15 protein-coding genes are annotated in these 17,516 nt (G+C 54.7%); 6 read left to right on the plus strand and 9 right to left on the minus strand.

Annotation, left to right across the window (positions count from 1 at the left end):
- Nucleotides 1-36 precede the first annotated feature (36 nt).
- From C5Y44_RS11100 to C5Y44_RS11135, 8 genes are all read right to left on the minus strand, one after another.
- Entirely contained in the window at nt 37-1,668 is a 1,632-nt protein-coding gene (locus C5Y44_RS11100) for an ABC-F family ATP-binding cassette domain-containing protein (RefSeq protein ID WP_105324992.1), read from the minus strand.
- A 147-nt stretch (nt 1,669-1,815) separates the two neighbouring features.
- Nucleotides 1,816-2,232 carry a metal-sulfur cluster assembly factor gene (locus C5Y44_RS11105; protein WP_066794047.1) on the minus strand — a complete coding sequence of 139 codons (417 nt, stop codon included), beginning with the start codon at nt 2,230-2,232 and terminating at the stop codon, nt 1,816-1,818.
- Nucleotides 2,233-2,682: a Fe-S cluster assembly sulfur transfer protein SufU gene (gene sufU / locus C5Y44_RS11110; RefSeq protein WP_066839793.1), complete on the minus strand. Its 450-nt coding sequence runs from the start codon at nt 2,680-2,682 to the stop codon at nt 2,233-2,235.
- A complete protein-coding gene (locus tag C5Y44_RS11115) occupies nt 2,682-3,932 on the minus strand; it encodes a cysteine desulfurase (RefSeq protein WP_105324993.1) in 1,251 nt (416 codons plus the stop codon). The genes sufU and C5Y44_RS11115 overlap by 1 nt, the downstream gene beginning before the upstream one ends.
- A gap of 8 nt (nt 3,933-3,940) precedes the next feature.
- A complete protein-coding gene (gene sufC / locus C5Y44_RS11120; RefSeq protein ID WP_105324994.1) occupies nt 3,941-4,696 on the minus strand; it encodes a Fe-S cluster assembly ATPase SufC in 756 nt (251 codons plus the stop codon).
- A gap of 65 nt (nt 4,697-4,761) precedes the next feature.
- On the minus strand, nt 4,762-5,943 hold the full coding sequence (gene sufD, locus C5Y44_RS11125) for a Fe-S cluster assembly protein SufD (RefSeq protein WP_105324995.1): 1,182 nt from the start codon (nt 5,941-5,943) through the stop codon (nt 4,762-4,764).
- A 5-nt stretch (nt 5,944-5,948) separates the two neighbouring features.
- Complete coding sequence (sufB, locus tag C5Y44_RS11130) at nt 5,949-7,394, minus strand: Fe-S cluster assembly protein SufB (RefSeq protein WP_105324996.1); 1,446 nt, start codon at nt 7,392-7,394, stop codon at nt 5,949-5,951.
- Nucleotides 7,391-8,107: a metalloregulator ArsR/SmtB family transcription factor gene (locus tag C5Y44_RS11135; protein ID WP_105324997.1), complete on the minus strand. Its 717-nt coding sequence runs from the start codon at nt 8,105-8,107 to the stop codon at nt 7,391-7,393. Before C5Y44_RS11135 ends, sufB begins: the two co-directional genes overlap by 4 nt.
- A gap of 229 nt (nt 8,108-8,336) precedes the next feature.
- Between C5Y44_RS11135 and mptB the strand changes: the two genes are divergently transcribed.
- From mptB to C5Y44_RS11160, 5 genes are all read left to right on the plus strand, one after another.
- Nucleotides 8,337-10,040 carry a polyprenol phosphomannose-dependent alpha 1,6 mannosyltransferase MptB gene (gene mptB / locus C5Y44_RS11140; protein ID WP_105324998.1) on the plus strand — a complete coding sequence of 568 codons (1,704 nt, stop codon included), beginning with the start codon at nt 8,337-8,339 and terminating at the stop codon, nt 10,038-10,040.
- Nucleotides 10,041-10,046: 6 nt separating this feature from the next.
- A complete protein-coding gene (locus C5Y44_RS11145; protein WP_105324999.1) occupies nt 10,047-10,979 on the plus strand; it encodes an ABC transporter ATP-binding protein in 933 nt (310 codons plus the stop codon).
- Between the two features lie 9 nt (nt 10,980-10,988).
- On the plus strand, nt 10,989-11,798 hold the full coding sequence (locus C5Y44_RS11150) for an ABC transporter permease (protein WP_105325000.1): 810 nt from the start codon (nt 10,989-10,991) through the stop codon (nt 11,796-11,798).
- A 78-nt stretch (nt 11,799-11,876) separates the two neighbouring features.
- Nucleotides 11,877-12,929, plus strand: a complete 1,053-nt coding sequence (locus C5Y44_RS11155) for a heme A synthase (RefSeq protein ID WP_105325001.1) — start codon at nt 11,877-11,879, stop codon at nt 12,927-12,929.
- 19 nt (nt 12,930-12,948) lie between these two features.
- The gene (locus tag C5Y44_RS11160) at nt 12,949-13,932 is read left to right on the plus strand and encodes a quinone oxidoreductase (RefSeq protein ID WP_105325002.1); all 984 of its coding nucleotides are present in this window, start codon (nt 12,949-12,951) and stop codon (nt 13,930-13,932) included.
- Nucleotides 13,933-14,050: 118 nt separating this feature from the next.
- On the opposite strand, the gene C5Y44_RS11165 is transcribed toward C5Y44_RS11160, so the two are convergent.
- Nucleotides 14,051-14,995, minus strand: coding sequence for a heme o synthase (locus C5Y44_RS11165; protein ID WP_105325003.1), 945 nt, complete (start codon nt 14,993-14,995; stop codon nt 14,051-14,053).
- A gap of 439 nt (nt 14,996-15,434) precedes the next feature.
- On the opposite strand from C5Y44_RS11165, the gene tkt reads away from it, so the two are divergent.
- Nucleotides 15,435-17,513, plus strand: a complete 2,079-nt coding sequence (gene tkt / locus C5Y44_RS11170) for a transketolase (protein ID WP_199186044.1) — start codon at nt 15,435-15,437, stop codon at nt 17,511-17,513.
- Nucleotides 17,514-17,516 lie beyond the last annotated feature (3 nt).

Consider the following 17,516-nt stretch of genomic DNA (forward strand, 5'->3'; position numbering starts at 1 on the left):
AAGATGACACCGAGGTTCACAAGTGGGTTGAGAAGACTAAGCAAGCTCGACGATCTCCATGTATTCGTCCGACCAGAGGTCTTCATCGCCGTCGGGCATGATGATGACGCGTTCGGGTTCTAGGGCCTTGACGGCGCCGGGGTCGTGTGTCACGAGGACCACGGCGCCGGTGTAGGTCTTGAGAGCGTCGAGCACCTGCTCGCGGGACTGTGGGTCAAGGTTGTTGGTGGGCTCATCGAGAAGCAGCACGTTAGCACGTGATGAAACTAGTGATGCTAGCGAAAGCCTGGTCTTTTCACCACCGGATAAGGTACCTGCTGGCTGCTGCAACTTGTCGCCAGAGAACATGAACGCGCCCAGCAAACCGCGCAGATCCTGCTGGCCTGCATCGGGGCAGGCTTCGATGGTGTTTTCCCACACAGTTTTATCCGGGTTGATGTTGTCGTGTTCCTGCGCAAAGTAGCCGATGCGCAGACCGTGTCCGGAGACAATGCCCCCTTCGCCGTCGGTGCGCTCAACACCGGCAAGAAGCTTAAGCAGTGTGGTCTTACCGGCACCGTTGGTGCCCAGCACAACGACGCGGGAGCCTTTATCGATGGCCAAGTCTACGCCGGCGAATACCTCCAGTGAGCCGTACATTTTGGTCAGACCCTTGGCAAACATTGGGGTCTTACCGCATGCAGCGGGTTCAGGGAATTTGATGCTGGCAACTTTGTCGGACACGCGAACTTCATCGAGCTGGTTCATCATGCGATCCGCGCGAGCGAGCATCTGCTTCGCAGCTGCCGCCTTAGTAGCCTTCGCACCCAATTTAGCGGCCTGCTTGTGCAAGGCTGCGGCCTTCTTCTCCGCGTTGGCACGCTCACGGCGACGACGAGCCTCATCAGTGGCGCGAGCGTCTAAGTACTTCTTATAGCCCATGTTGTAGATATCAGCTTCAGCGCGCACAGCATCGAGGAACCAAATCTTATTACAGACTGCGTCGAGGAGCTCAACATCGTGAGAGATCACGATAAGGCCGCCCTCGTGGTTAGCCAAGAATCCACGCAGCCACGTAATCGAGTCAGCATCAAGGTGGTTGGTGGGCTCATCGAGAAGCAAAGTAGTCTCCGACTTGCCTGAACCGGAAGTCGCAGCAAAGAGAATCTGGGCAAGCTCGACGCGGCGGCGCTGACCTCCGGAAAGTGTTCCCAGCTTTTGGTCAAGGACACGTACTGGCAATCCTAGGTTGTCACAGATCTGCGCACACTCAGCATCGGCTTCATATCCGCCCAGCGCTTGGTAGCGTTCTTCCAGACGAGAGTACTTAACGATGGCCTTATCGCGCTTCTTCTCGTCCTCCGTGGTCTCCATGATCTCCTGAGCCTTCGCCATGGAGCGCTTAATCTCATCGAGTCCGCGAGCCGACAACACACGCTCACGCGCGGTCTGTTCAATATTGCCTTCACGGGAGTCCTGCGGCAGGTAGCCAATAGGACCAGAAGATACGACCTTGCCACCGTACGGCTCGGTCTCCCCTGCCAGGATGCGCATCGAAGTCGTCTTGCCCGCACCGTTGCGACCGATCAGTCCGATCCGGTCACCGGGCTGCACACGCAGTTGCTGGCCAGGTGCCTCGAGTAGCGTACGGGCGCCGACGCGCACTTCCAAGTCTTGGGTAACAATCACAACGAACCATTCTAACGGTCAAAGCCGTAGTTCCTAATTAAGCATTATATAAAGAAAAGAAATTCGCCTCGGCACACCCAAAGTGTGCACTGAGGCGAATCTTTGAACCCGGTTTAAATCAGTACTTCACCGGGTATTAGAACAAGATTAAACGGAGAAACCTAGAGCCTGGAGCTGCTCACGGCCTTCTTCGGTAATCATGTTTGGACCCCATGGTGGCATCCAAACCCAGTTGAGGTCTACTGCCTCTGCCTGCTTATTGCCGATGATGGCATCTTCAATCTGCTCAGCAATAACGTCAGTCAAAGGACATGCAGGCGAAGTCAAGGTCATGTTGATAACAACGGTGTTCTTGCCTTCGAGCTCTTCAAACCACATGTCGTAGACCAAACCAAGGTCAACAATATTGATGCCCAGCTCAGGGTCAATCACGTCGCGCATGTACTCCGCAACGTCGTAGATCTTGGCGATCTGCTCTTCGGTTTGCTCAGGGCGCGTACGCGCACCGTCAAAGGAAGAGCTTTCGTTTTGGTACGGATCGGGAGTTGGGTTGGCATTAGTCATTTATGACTCCAATTCGTCGAGTGCGTCAGCCGACGCAGCTTGGAAGGCTTTCCAGCCTAGTAGTGCACATTTTACGCGAGCCGGATACTGAGATACACCGGAAAAAGCTACGCCATCACCGATGATGTCTTCGTCGCCTTCTTCCTTGCCACGAGAGGTAATCATCTTCTCGAACTCAGCGAGCTTAAAGTTCGCTTCTTCTAAAGACTTTCCAATGATTTCCTCGGCCATAACCGAAGTTGAGGCCTGGGAGATCGAGCAGCCAATCGCGTCATAGGAGACGTCTTCCACCGTCTTGCCATCTGCGGACAACTGCACCCTCAGGGTCAGCTCATCACCACAAGATGGGTTGACGTGGTGAACTTCCGCCTGAAACGGTTCGCGTAAACCCTTGTGCTGTGGGTTTTTATAGTGATCCAGGATCACTTCTTGGTACATCGAATCAAGCATTAATTCACCCCAAAGAAATTCTTAGCCGCCACGATAGCCTCAGCCAAGACATCGATCTCGTCGCGGGTGTTGTACAGATAAAAACTAGCACGCGCAGTCGACTGCACACCCATGGTGCGGTGTACAGGCCACGCACAGTGGTGACCAACGCGAATAGCTACACCATGGTCGTCGAGGACTTGGCCCAAGTCATGTGGGTGAATGCCCTCAACCTGGAAGGACAAAGCCGCGCCGCGGTCTTCAGGAGATGTCGGACCGACAATGGTCAAGCCCTCAATAGCATTGAGCTTTTCCAGAGCGTAAGCGGTGAGGTCTTGCTCGTGAGCATGGATATTCTCCATGCCGATTTCAGACAAGAACTTCACTGCGGCACCGAGGCCAACAACCTGGCTGGTCATTTGAGTGCCCGCTTCAAAGCGCTGCGGAGGAGCCGCGAACGTGGTCTTTTCCATGGTCACAACTTCGATCATGGATCCGCCGGTCAAAAATGGAGGCAGCTTATCCAAGTGTTCAGCCTTGCCATAGAGCACGCCGACACCGGAAGGACCACACATCTTGTGCCCGGAAAATGCTGCGAAATCCACATCGAGTGCGTGGAAATCAACCGGCATGTGCGGCACCGACTGGCAAGCATCCAGCACGGTAAGTGCACCGACAGCCTTTGCCCGACGAACGATTTCATCGACGTCGGCTACAGCACCCGTCACATTGGACTGGTGAGTAAAGGCCACAACTTTGACAGACCCATCGAGCTCGAGCGAATCCAGATCGATGCGGCCATCCTTTGTGGACTTGTACCACTTCAAAGTAGCGCCGGTACGCTCGGCAAGCTCCTGCCATGGCACCAGGTTTGCGTGGTGCTCTAGTTCCGTGATGACGATGGTGTCATCCGCGGTGACCTGAAGCTTGCCCGCGCGGGCATCGCCAAGCACGAAAGCGACTTCATTAAGGGCTTCGGTCGCATTTTTAGTAAACGCGATTTCCTCACCCTTAGCGCCAACGAAAGCGGCAATGCTATCGCGTGCAGATTCATAGGCGTCAGTAGCTTCTTCGGCCAACTGGTATGCTCCACGGTGAACGGGCGCAAACTTATTCAGCACGAAGTCTTCTTCGGCCTTCCACACCGGCAGCGGGCGCTGGGAAGTAGCGCCCGAGTCGAGATAGACCAAAGGTTTATCGCCTCGAACCGTCCTGCTAAGCACAGGGAACTGGCTGCGGATAGATTCAATATCAAATGCAGGTGTGGACATAATCTTTCTTAAATGAACTGCTCGTAGCCGGAATTCTCAAGCTCGTGTGCGAGCTCAGCGCCGCCAGTCTTGATGATCTGGCCGTCGGAGAAGATGTGTACGAAGTCAGGAACGACGTAGTTGAGGATGCGCTGGTAGTGCGTAATCATGATGATTCCGCCCTTGGTCTCCTCCTGGTAGGAGTTGATTCCGTCGGAAACAATGCGCAGTGCGTCAACGTCTAGACCGGAGTCGGTCTCATCCATGACAGCGAACTTTGGCTTGAGCAGGTCGAGCTGCATTACTTCGTGGCGCTTCTTCTCGCCACCGGAGAAGCCTTCGTTTACGGAACGAGCAATGAAGGACTTATCGATGTGCAGACGCTCACGAGCTTCCTTGAGCTCGTTGTTCCACTCACGCAGCTTCGGTGCTTCACCGCGCACAGCGGTAACAGCAGAGCGCATGAACTGGCTCATCTTCACGCCAGCAACCTCAGTTGGGTACTGCATAGCCAAGAAGAGGCCTGCGCGTGCGCGCTCGTCGACCTCAAGGTCGAGGATGTTTTCGCCATCGAGCAGGACTTCGCCTTCGGTAACCTCGTAGCGAGGGTGACCAGCGATAACGTAGGACAAGGTGGACTTGCCGGAGCCGTTAGGGCCCATGATGGCGTGGGTCTCACCGGAGTTAACGGTCAAGTTAACGCCCTTGAGGATTGGCTTTGGCTCTGCGCCTTCCTCGCTCGGCAGGACCTGGGCGTGGAGGTTCTTGATTTCTAGAGTAGACAATCTAGTGCTCTTTCTGTCTGATTAGTCTGATACTTGCGATGTATGAAGTGTTACGCGTGTGCTTTTTAAGCGTTGATCTTTTCGAGTTCGACGGCAACGCGGCGCTCAAGCTCTTCGCTCAAGGACTGAACCGGGATGCGGTGAATGACTTCATTGAAGAAGCCGCGAATGATCAAACGACGTGCCTCATCAGCGGGGATACCGCGGGACATGAGGTAGAACAGCTCTAGGTCGTCGAAACGACCAACTGTTGCAGCGTGACCAGCGCCTGAAATTTCGCCGGTTTCAATTTCCAGGTTTGGAATCGAGTCAGCGCGAGCGCCGTCCGACAGAATCAGGTTGTTGTTGGTCTCGTAAGTGTCAGTGCCAGGTGCAGAAGAACGAATCAGGACGTCACCAACCCAGCAGGTACGTGCTTCATTTTCCTTGGTGCCCTGCAGTGCGCCCTTGTAGAGAACGTTCGAGCGGCAGTTTGGAACCGAGTGGTCAACCAGCAAACGGTTTTCGAAGTACTGGCCAGCATCAGCGAAGTAAACGCCCAGCAGTTCAGCGTCGCCGCCCGGAGCGGTGTAGCGAACGCGTGGGAAGATACGTACAACCTCGCCACCGAAGATGGCGGAGTTGTGGCGCATGACAGAGTCACGGCCCATCACGATGGACTGGTTAGACAAGTGAACTGCGTCGTTGTTCCAGTCAGCGTCAATGATGACGGTTACATGTGCACCGTCGCCAATGACGAATCCAAGGTTATCAGCGTGGGTGCCGGAGCCTTCGTACTTGACAACCAAGGTCACTTCAGCGTGACGGCCAACATCAAAGGTGGTCGCGCCGAAGGAAACGTTGCCCTCGCCAGCGCCCGAGATGGTGACCTCGATTGGCTGCTCGGAGCGGGTTTCAGGGTCAATGGTGATTAGCGTTGCTTCCGGCATGGAGGTCCACGCCTGCGCAGCTACGCGGTCCGATGGTGCGCCAGCAGCGCGCAGACGCTCATTGGTGTCGTCTACGGTTTCAACCTTGACGCCTTCAGGAGCGGTTACGTTGGTCTGCTGTGGAACAACCTTCAGGGACTCAGCGAAAGAACCGTTGTGGAGGCCGCGAAGACGACGCAATGAAACAAAGCGCCATTCCTCGTCGCGACCGCCTGGAACCTCGAAAGCCTCGACGTCGAAAGAGGTAGGCAAATCGCCCTTGGTCTGGTAGCCAGCGCCCTCGACAACTGCGCTAGAAAATTCGTTAGAATTCAGCATTTTGTTTAGCCTACGGATCCTTCCATTTGCAGTTCGATCAGACGGTTGAGCTCAAGCGCGTACTCCATTGGGAGTTCCTTCGCAATTGGCTCAACGAAACCGCGAACGATCATCGCCATTGCTTCTTCTTCCTCGATGCCGCGAGACATCAGGTAGAACAGCTGCTCTTCGGAAACCTGCGAAACCGTCGCCTCGTGACCCAGGGTCACGTAGTCATTACGGATGTCGTTATAAGGGTATGTGTCCGAGCGGGAGATGTTGTCTACCAGCAAGGCGTCACACTCAACGTTGGAGTATGAGTGGTGCGCGTTCGGGTGTACCTCAATCAGGCCACGGTAGGCGGTACGACCACCAGCGCGGGCAACAGACTTCGAGACGATGTTAGAAGAGGTGTATGGAGCCAGGTGCTTCATCTTCGCACCGGTGTCCTGGAACTGGCCTTCGCCAGCAAACGCTACCGAGAGAACCTCGCCCTTAGCGTGAGGACCCATCATCCATACTGCTGGGTACTTCATGGTGACCTTGGAGCCGATGTTGCCATCGACCCATTCCATGGTGCCGCCCTCTTCTACCTTGGTGCGCTTGGTCACCAAGTTGTAGACGTTGTTGGACCAGTTCTGAATGGTGGTGTAGCGGCAGCGTCCACCCTTCTTCACGATGATCTCAACGACTGCAGAGTGCAGGGAGTCAGACTTGTAAATAGGTGCAGTACAGCCTTCTACGTAGTGCACGTAGGCATCCTCATCAACGATGATCAGGGTACGTTCGAACTGACCCATGTTCTCAGTGTTAATGCGGAAGTAAGCCTGCAGCGGAATGTCTACGTGGACTCCTGGTGGAACGTAGATAAAGGATCCGCCGGACCACACAGCAGAGTTCAAAGCAGAGAACTTGTTGTCACCAGCTGGGATGACAGTACCGAAGTACTCCTTGAACAACTCAGGGTGTTCCTTCAACGCGGTGTCGGTATCCAGGAAGATAACGCCCTGCTCCTCCAGGTCCTCGCGGATCTGGTGGTAGACAACCTCAGACTCGTACTGCGCAGCAACACCTGCGACCAGGCGCTGCTTCTCAGCTTCTGGAATACCCAACTTGTCGTAGGTTTCCTTGATGTCGTCTGGGAGGTCCTCCCAGGTCTGAGCCTGCTTTTCGGTGGACTTGACGTAGTACTTAATGTTGTCGAAGTCGATGCCGGAAAGATCAGCACCCCACTTTGGCATTGGCTTCTTCTCGAACATGCGAAGAGCCTTAAGACGCTGTTCCAGCATCCACTCGGACTCGTTCTTCTGAGAAGAAATATCGCGGACAACGTCCTCGCTTAGGCCACGGCGTGCTGCTGCACCCGCGACGTCAGAGTCGTGCCAGCCGAATTCATAAGCACCAATGGACTCAATGATCTCGTCATCGGTCATCTTCTTTTCAGTACCTGGCGCCGGTTTTGCCTGGGTCATGCCCTGCTCCTTTCGTCTGAATTTTTATTAATTGGTGTCAAGGGGATATTCGTTGTACAGATTCCGTGGCCATCTGCAATAGAGGCTAAGGGCTGTACGTGAGTGCCTAACAGGGCGGAAAAGACTTCCTGTTCCGCCTCACACAATTCTGGGTGCTGCTCGGCCACTCGAGCTACTGGGCAATGGTGCTGACAAACTTGTACACCTTGTCCAGCCTCACTGATGGTGGCTGCATACCCATTATCGTCCAGTGCAGCTGCAAGTTTACGGGCTACATCCACGACCGATTCATCCGCCCCCACGAGGGGTTCGATGTCAGCGAGAATCCGTTCCATGCGCAGAATGGCGAATTTCTTGACAGCTTCAGAGCCACCGATCTCGCGCAGCGTATCGAGTGCTTCTGAAGCAAGTTCGTCATATGTATGGCCGAACTGGGATCGACCTTTATCTGTGAGGCGAAAGTGCTTAGCCGGTCTGCCACGCCCCGCTGCTTGCCCATTTTTGGGCTGCGGACGGCGATTGACAACTTCCGTCAAGCCATCTTCCACCAGGATGTCTAAATGCCGGCGTACGCCAGCGGCTGAAAGACCAAGCTCTGTGCCCAAATCGGACGCGGTGATCGGACCTTCTTTGAGCAGCAAAAGCATGACTTGGCGGCGCGTGTCGCCATCAGTTGACCGAGTCTCGGCCTGTAACTGTGTTTCTGTCGCCATTGCGCCCACCTCCTTTTGCTCTCTCTTTAGACAACACTAGTGTTCCTTAATTCATTCCCAATTGCTAATAATGCAGGTCATCGGCGTGGCGAATTCGCACATAGGTGTTGCGTAAATAGCGCCACTCCCAGCCATTTCACAAGAAACAGGGCTGAATTTGTCGCAAAATGTGTAGCCAAAGGCACATCTTTACCCACCCCCGAGGTGGTGGGCATTAGAGTGATAGGCCATGAGGATAAGACTGGGTCGTCTCGGCGAGATGTTGAACGAAGTCCGCGGGGAACTCCCCCGCGTTGGCACAGCTGGCTCTCGTTCTGCTCTGTTGCACGGGGAGGACAAAGCACAGTCAGATCTCAGCAGCCAGTCTCTGGGCGATAGCCGCAAGATCTTCATCCTCCGCTGGATTGGCACCGTTGGGGCCTTATTAATTGGACTTGGCGGTCTTGGCGCTGGCGCTTTACCGGTCGTGGGCAACCCCTATGGCGAATTACCTTTTGGCCAATTGATGGGCCGGATGCTGGTGTCTTCCAGCGCCATGGTCTTTATCGGGGTTGGACTCATTGTTATCGCGTGGCTGATGCTGGCGCCAATGGCTGGCACTCCCCTGCTTTTTCATCGACCGTTTTCCCGGTCTCCTCAGCATCTGCTTAAACCAACCCAAGTGTGGGCCATATTTTTTAGCTGGACGTTGCCCATCCTTGTTACCGCGCCGCTTTTTACTCAAGATATTTATTCCTATATTGCTAATGGCTCCATCGTGGTCCAGGGCATGGATCCTTATTCGGCAGGGCCTGTTCAACTCCTCGGAGCAGGAGATGCACTGGCTAGATCAGTGCCGTTTATCTGGGCTAATTCCCCCTCTCCCTATGGTCCAGTCGCCTTAGGGATTGCGGCAGTAATCAGCGTTATTACCAATGACTCCATCGTGGCGGCAGTAATTTTGCACCGCATCACCTCTGTCCTAGGTGTCATTGCAGCAGGGTGGGCAATTACATCCTTGGCCAAGCGGTGTCGGGTTCAACCGGCGGCAGCACTGTGGCTGGGTATCTTAAACCCGTTGACCATTTTGCACCTCATTGGCGGTATTCATAATGAGTCCCTCATGCTTGGTTTCGTGTTGGTCGGCATGGAACTGGCACTACGCGGCATCGATAAGCTGCATACTAGCGCTCGCTTGTCGATGTCTTTTGCCTGGCCCGGATGGCTTCTAATTCTCGGGGGCGGTGCGCTCATCTCCGCCGCGGGCATGGTCAAAGTGACCGGTTTTATTGGCCTCGGTTTCGCCGGCATGGCGCTGGCACGCTTTTTACACCAGCGAGTTGAAATGAAGTCCTGGCTCGCGATTTTGGCAGCTGCCGGATATTTTCTCATCATCCTTCTTGCGACCATCGCTGCATTTACCGTCATCTCCGGTATTGGCCTGGGGTGGATCACTGGCCAAGGAGGTGCCGCGACGATTCGCTCGTGGCTGTCTGTGTCCACCGATGTCGGCGTCGCTTCTGGCTTCATCGGCATGATGCTGGGCCTTGGCGATCACACCGAAGCCATTTTGTCCGTCACCCGGGCTGTCGGAATTCTGGCCGCGGCCGGATTTATGGTGCGCATGCTTTTTGCGACCTTCCGCGGGGTTATGCACCCCATTGGCGGACTGGGGGTATCTACCTTGGTTCTGGTCATCCTTTTTCCTGTAGTGCACCCATGGTACATTCTGTGGGCAATTTTCCCACTTGCTGCATGGGCGAATCGCTGGTTCTTCCTCTACTCCGTGGTGATTTACTCTGCGGTAATGAGCTTTGTAGTCCTGCCCCGCGGACTGGGATTGCCGCCTGGAACTATTGCGCAGATCTATCTTTCAGCGGCTGTGGGATTAGCGACCTTAATCACCTTCGGGTTGGTCGCATTACGCCTTATGAGAACTCGTGCCCTAGACTAGGAGACCGTGAGTACAACTTTTGATGGACAGCCGGTTTTGCGCCTTGAGAACGTAATCAAAGACTACGGAGACAAGCGTGCGGTCAACGGATTAAGTTTCAGTGTTCACCGGGGTGAATTGCTGTGTCTGTTGGGCGCCAATGGCGCTGGCAAGACAACCACCATTGAAATGTGCGAAGGGTTTATTGCCCCAACTTCGGGAGAAATCTCCGTTTTAGGTTTAAATCCCGCAACCCATCCCGATGCAGTCCGCGAGCGCGTTGGCATCATGCTGCAAGGCGGCGGTGGCTACACCGGCATCAAAGTTCGCGAGATGCTGCAGGTTGCAGCACGCTATAGCGCCAATCCACACGATCCAGATTGGCTCATTGAAATCTTAGGGCTAAGCGGGGTTGCGAAGAATACCTACCGCCGTCTTTCTGGTGGCCAGCAGCAACGATTGGCGCTGGCGCTAGCTATCATCGGCCGGCCTGACTTGGTCTTTTTGGACGAGCCCACCGCAGGACTAGACACCCAATCGCGCATCGCGGTGTGGGAGTTAATCCGCGCACTCAAGCGTGACGGAGTCGCAGTCGTGCTAACCACGCACTTGATGGATGAGGCTGAGGCTCTCGCCGATAACGTCCTGATCATTGACCACGGCCACGAAGTCGCAATGGGAGCACCGGACGAGCTAACTCAGATCGCTCATTCAGCAGGAGTATTCATCACCAGCAATAAAGATGTGGATGAGCAAGCCTTCGAGAATTCTGTCGGGTCAACAATCGCTGCCATTCGACCGCTGCATTATCGCATCAACCTCGAGCCAACACCGGAAGCAATTGCAAAGATTGCCTCTGAATTAAAGCGTCAAGAGGTTCTGATCACGCAGTTAGAAACATCGCATCGCAATTTGGAAGATGTCTTCCTCGATATCACCGGCCGGCACTTAAGGAGCTAAGTACACACAATGGCCAACACCACTTCATCTGAAGCCGTGATGAACGGACAAGTCTTGCCGACTTTCGCCCCTGGCACCTTTGCCCCTGATGCCCGAGCATCTAGTGTCTCCTCGATGATTACTGCGCAGGGCATCATGGAAGCCAAGCTCATGGTTCGCCACGGCGAACAGCAGCTATTGAGCATCATCATTCCTTTGGGCATGCTCATTGCTTTTCGCGTCTTCCCCTTCGCTGAGGATCTCGGCGGCATGGATGGCGCGATTCCCATGGTCTTTGCCGTAGCTGCCACCTCTGCTGGTTTTACCGGCCAAGCAATCGCTGTGGCCTTTGACCGTCGCTATGGGGCTCTGAAACGCAGTGGCGCCTCCGGTGCGCCGGCGTGGGCCATCATCGTCGGCAAAATCATCGCAGTATTCGCCATGGTCTGCCTCCAGGTCATTATCTTGGGGCTTGCTTCTTATTTCCTCGGCTTCCGCGCGCCACTGACGGGTATCTTGCTCGCATGTGTGGTGTTGCTCTTAGGCGTTGCGACGTTTACCGCCATGGGCCTTACCGTCGGTGGCAGCTTAAGTGCTGAGATGGTGCTTGCGCTTGCCAACCTCATTTGGTTCGTGCTGCTGGGCATCGTGGGCTGGACACTGTACTCCCAAGGCCTCACTGATGTCGGTTGGCTCAACATCATTCCGTCGGTCGCACTAGCAAGTGGATTGGCTGAGGCTCTGGCAGGGTCCATCCCGATCCTTCCTGTCGTCTCTTTGGCTGCGTGGGCCGTTGTTGCGTCGTTTGCGGCAAGCAAATGGTTCCGGTTTGAAGGCTAAATGTGAGTTTCTTCTTCCCACCCCAAATTTTTTAGGCCACCCCCATATTCAAAGGTAACGTTGGTATTTGTGAGCGCCATGACTGATTCTTCTTCCACACAAAACACACCTACAAACAGTAACTTCGGCCCTATCAACCGGGTTCGCAGCTTCTTCCGCGATACTGCCCCGTCGATTAAGCAGCAAAGAATCATCGCGTTGATTCTTTTGATCTGCCAAGGTGGCATCACGGTTACTGGCTCTGTTGTGCGTGTTACTGGCTCAGGCTTAGGTTGTGAAACCTGGCCGAACTGCCACGCTGGTTCCTTGGTTCCTGTTCCAGGTGCCGCTCCGTGGATTCACCAGGTCATTGAGTTCGGTAACCGTTTGTTGACCTTTGTGGTTGCTGCCGCGGCAATTGCCGTCATCGTCGCTATGCACATGGCAAAGCGCCGTTATGAACTCAAACTCTATGCGTGGTTATCACTTGCGGGCATTGCTGTACAGGCCGTCCTCGGCGCTATCTCCGTCTTTTTGGACCTTCGTTGGTGGGCTGTGGCTATCCACTTCCTTCCGTCGATGGTTCTGGTGTGGATTGCCGCCATGCTGTATTCGCGCATTAAGGAAGCAGATGATGGGGCTCGCACGCCAGCGCTTAACGATGTCATCCGTTACCTCGCGATTGTCGCCGCCGTAGCGCTTGGCGTGGTGTTGATGACCGGCACGATGGTTACTGGCTCTGGTGTGCACGCTGGCGATGCTGGCGTGGGCATGGAAGGCCGCTTAGATGTGGACACCAAGGTAATGGCCTATATCCATGCTGCCTGCATGTATGTCTACGTTATTTTCACTGTCATCGTCCAGGTCCTTTTGTACCGCAAGGAAGCGCCGCAAGCCGCTAAGAGCGCGGGCTGGGTTCTTATCGCCTGCATTATCGTGCAGTGGGCGATTGGTGTATTCCAGTTCTACATGGGTGTACCACGCTGGACCATTCCATTCCACATCGGAATGTCTTCCGTTGTTACCGCATATTCAGCGTTGCTTTATGCTCATGGAATCGTGCGAGCAGGTGGCAGCTTAGGTCTTGAGACCGGTTCACCTGAGGGTGATATCAAGCGCGAAAAGCGCCAAAAATCACTCGCTTCACGCTAAAAACAGTTAGCCTGGATATATGTATGCAATCCAGGTAGCAAAACATGGTGGTCCAGAAGTACTGGAATACACCGAAGTGCCCTCCCCGACCCCAAGCCAGGAGCAGGTATTAGTAGACGTCGTCGCTGCCGGCGTTAACTACATCGATACCTATTATCGGGAGGGCATTTATAATGCCGCGACACCTTTTACCATTGGATTAGAAGGCGTCGGCCGGGTAGCACTAGACCCGAAAGGCGAAATCGCTGAGGGCACCATGGTTGCCTGGAACAATGCCTTTGGCTCCTATGCAGAGCAAGTATGTGTGGACCGCAACCGCATGGTGGCAGTTCCTGATGACATCGACATCAATGTCGCAGGCACCATGCTGCTGCAAGGAATCACCGCGCATTACCTTATCCACGGCGTAGCCGACTTGGGCGAAAATAGCTCCTGCTTGATTACCGCTGGGGCCGGCGGCGTGGGCCTATTGGCCACTCAGATGGCCAAGGCTGCAGGCGCCACCGTGTACACGGTGGTCTCTTCCGATGAAAAAGAGCAACTGTCCTACGAAGCCGGCGCCGATCAAGTCTTCCGCTATTCGGGTGGTCTCGCTGAACAAGTACGTCGCTTTAATGGCGGCCGCGGCGTTGATGTTGTCTATGACGGCGTCGGCAAAGACACCTTCCAGGAATCGCTCGAAGTAGTGCGTCCACGCGGCATCGTCTGCCTCTTTGGCGCGGCGTCTGGCCCTGTTGACCCGATTGACCCACAGGTACTTAATAAGCACGGCTCAATCTTTCTCACGCGCCCTTCTATTGGTGCCTATACCGCCACTGATGCTGAGTTCCAGATGCGCGCTTCTACCGTCGTACAAATGGTCAACGAAGGAAAGCTCACCTTCCGCGTTCACGATGTCTATGACCTTAAAGATGCGCGTCAAGCGCACACCGACTTGCAGAACCGCAAAACAACCGGCTCTATCGTCCTCCGGGTGCAACCAAGCAGCACAGATCAGCGCTAACTGGCACTAATCTGCACTAATCTACAACAAGGACGTAGCCTCCACCAGGGTTTTCCCAGTGGAGGCCACGTCTAAATTATGTATTTATGTACTTATGTCCTCAATCGAGGGCGCTTACTTAGAAGAGAACGGTTGACCAACCCAGCATGCGGCCGAGTGGTTCCCAACCGACAATCGCGTCTATGGTCAGGCCGATAAACAGTACCGAGAGGTAGTTATTGGAGTAGATAAATAGACGCATTGGCTTGACCTTCGCGCCCTTTTTCACGCCATCGTGCAGGCGAATAGCCATCCACAAGAATCCGATGCCGGAAACTACAGCGGCAACCAGATAGATCCACGATGCTGCGGGAAGCAGAAGGAAAGTCACAATCACAGTGCCGACTGTGTACCACACAATCTGACGGGTTACTTCGGTTTCTTTCGCAACGACCGGCAGCATTGGGACACCAGCGCGGCGGTAGTCTTCCTTGTACTTCATTGCCAGCGCCCAGGTGTGTGGCGGGGTCCAGAAGAAAATGATGAGGAAAAGAACAACTGCTTGCCACCAGCGGTCTGGCTGACCATCAATCGCATTATCGCGAATAACAGCCCAGCCAACGAGTGCTGGCATGCAACCTGCAAGGCCACCCCACACGATGCCCTGCTCGTTTTTCATCTTCAGCCACTTGGTGTAGACGAAGACGTAGAAGAAGTTAGTCAGCAAGACGAAAAATGCTGCTAACCACGAATTGGCCAAAACTCCGAGCCAGAACACGGACAATGCCAGCATGATGAAGGCGAAGACCGCAGCATTCTTACGGCTGATTTTTCCACGAACCAAAGGACGCGCGCGGGTGCGCTGCATTTTTTGATCAAGCTCATATTCGACCACGTTGTTGAACGTGTGCGCTGCCGCAGCACCCATCCATCCGCCGAAAATGGTGGATACGATGAGCCAAATATTATCGGCAGCGGCTTCGATACCGCGCTGAGCCTGCAGCATGGCAGGGATGGCGGCTACAAGGAGGAGCTCGATGATCCTAGGTTTTGTCAAAGCAATATAGGCCTTGATGGTGTCCAAGGAATTTTCCTCCAACTATTAATTGTCTTTGCGCAGTGCAGCAGAATTGGGATACGCCGAGTGTTGATCGGAGCATGTGTTATCTGCTTGTTCAGGCGCGTATTTGTACTAAAAAATAATGGCACCTCAGTGCCGATTACGCTTTACTAGTCGAACAGGAAATCAATGTAGTTCCCCGCCGCACCTAATTGGTAGGCAATGTCACATTGGGGTGTTGTGACAATAAGCCCATCAACTTTTATCTACGTATAAGTAGGTTAAGCAGCAGCTAACCATCCCAGCCTACAACTTTTTGTGGAAAGGACGAAATAGCTTCATCTAGTCGATCCTTCCCGGGCGAGGAATCAGTAGACTTGTACGCGTCAGTAATAATCCCGATTAGATTGGTGAGGCAACTTAAACCGTGTCTTCTTCGAACCTCTCCCCCGAATTGCAGGCGATGACAGAGCGTCGCTACCCCGATGACTGGTCAGAGCTTGACACTCGCGCGATTGATACCGTGCGTGTTCTAGCAGCAGACGCGGTACAAAACTGCGGTTCTGGCCACCCGGGCACCGCGATGTCTTTGGCACCGCTGGCTTATACGCTGTACCAGCACGTGCTCGACCACGCCCCTAAGGACGTCAACTGGGCAGGCCGTGACCGCTTTGTCTTGTCAGTCGGTCACTCCTCATTGACCCAGTACATCCAGTTGTACTTGGGCGGTTTCGGGTTGGAGATGAAAGACCTCGAAGCTCTTCGCACCTGGGATTCTCTAACTCCAGGTCACCCAGAAGTTGGCCACACTGATGGCGTAGAAATTACCACTGGCCCACTTGGCCAGGGCCTAGCTTCCTCTGTGGGTATGGCTATGGCAGCGCGCAAGGAGCGCGGTCTTTTCGACCCAGAGACCCCAGCCGGCGAGTCCCCATTCGATCACTACGTCTTTGTCATCGCATCTGATGGCGATCTGCAAGAAGGCGTGACCGCAGAAGCTTCTTCGCTGGCTGGCACGCAGCAGTTGGGCAACTTGATTGTCTTCTGGGATGACAACCGCATCTCCATCGAAGACGACACCAACATTGCCTTCAATGAAGACGTCAATGCGCGCTACGAGGCTTATGGCTGGCACGTGCAGACTGTGGAATCCGGCGAAGACGTCGTATCCATCCTGGAAGCTGTAGAAAACGCTAAGGCTGAGACCTCTCGCCCATCCTTTATCCGCGTCAAGACCGTCATCGGTTACCCAGCGCCAAATAAGATGAACACTGGTGGCGTCCACGGCGCTGCCTTGGGCGATGATGAAGTGGCAGCAACCAAGGAAATCCTCGGTTTCGATCCAGCTGTTAACTTCCACATTGACGACGAAGTTATCGCGCACACCCGTAAGCTCGCGGATCGCGGTGAAGAGAAGAAGGCCGCGTGGCAGCAGAAGTTCGACGCGTGGGCAGCTGCCAACCCAGAAAATAAGGCGCTGTTTGACCGTCTTGCAGCACGTGAGTTGCCAGAAGGTTTTGCTGAAGACCTGCCTTCTTGGGATGCAGACCCGAAGGGTGTTGCAACCCGTAAGGCTTCTGAGGCAGCTATCCAGGCCCTGGCAGCTAAGTTGCCGGAGATGTGGGGCGGCTCCGCTGACCTCGCAGGTTCTAACAACACGGTCATCAAGGGTGCACCGTCCTTTGGCCCAGAGTCCATCACCACCGACATGTGGTCCGCTGATCCGCACGCTGGCCGTAACCTACACTTCGGTATCCGTGAGCACGCGATGGCTGCAATCATGAACGGTGTCGCACTGCACGGCAACACCCGCGTCTACGGCGGCACCTTCTTGATCTTCTCCGAGTACCAGTTCCCAGCTGTTCGTCTGGGCGCATTGATGTCGACTGATACCTACTACGTGTGGACTCACGACTCCATCGGTCTGGGCGAAGACGGCCCGACCCACCAGCCAGTCGAGGTGCTCTCTGCATTGCGCGCAGTACCTAATCTGTCTGTTATCCGCCCAGCGGATGCTAATGAGACCGTGCAGGCATGGGCTGCAGCAATGGAATACAAGGCTGCTCCAAAGGGCCTTTCCCTCACCCGCCAAAACATCCCAGTGCTGGAAGGCACAAAGGAAAAGGCAGCCGAAGGTGTTCGTCGCGGTGGCTACGTCCTCGTAGAAGAATCTGCAGAAACCCCAGACGTAATCCTCATCGCCACCGGTTCCGAGGTTCAGCTTGCAGTCGAGGCTGCAAAGCAGCTGGAATCCGCGGGCACCGCAACGCGAGTAGTCTCGATGCCATGCCAGGAATGGTTTGAGGAACAACCTGCGCAATACCGCGAAGAAGTTCTGCCATCATCTGTTCTGGCACGCGTTTCAGTGGAAGCTGGCGTCGCTCAGTCGTGGCACAAGTACTTGGGCTTTGCAGGTCGCGCAGTATCTATCGAGCACTTCGGTGCTTCTGCACCTGCTGAAGAGCTCTTCGAGCGCTATGGCTTTACCGTCGACAACGTCGTCGCCGCTGCTGAAGAATCTCTAGCCGCAGCGAAGAATTAGGAG

This window comes from Corynebacterium sp. J010B-136 (assembly GCF_002967075.1).
In the GTDB taxonomy this organism is placed as follows: Bacteria; Actinomycetota; Actinomycetes; order Mycobacteriales; family Mycobacteriaceae; genus Corynebacterium.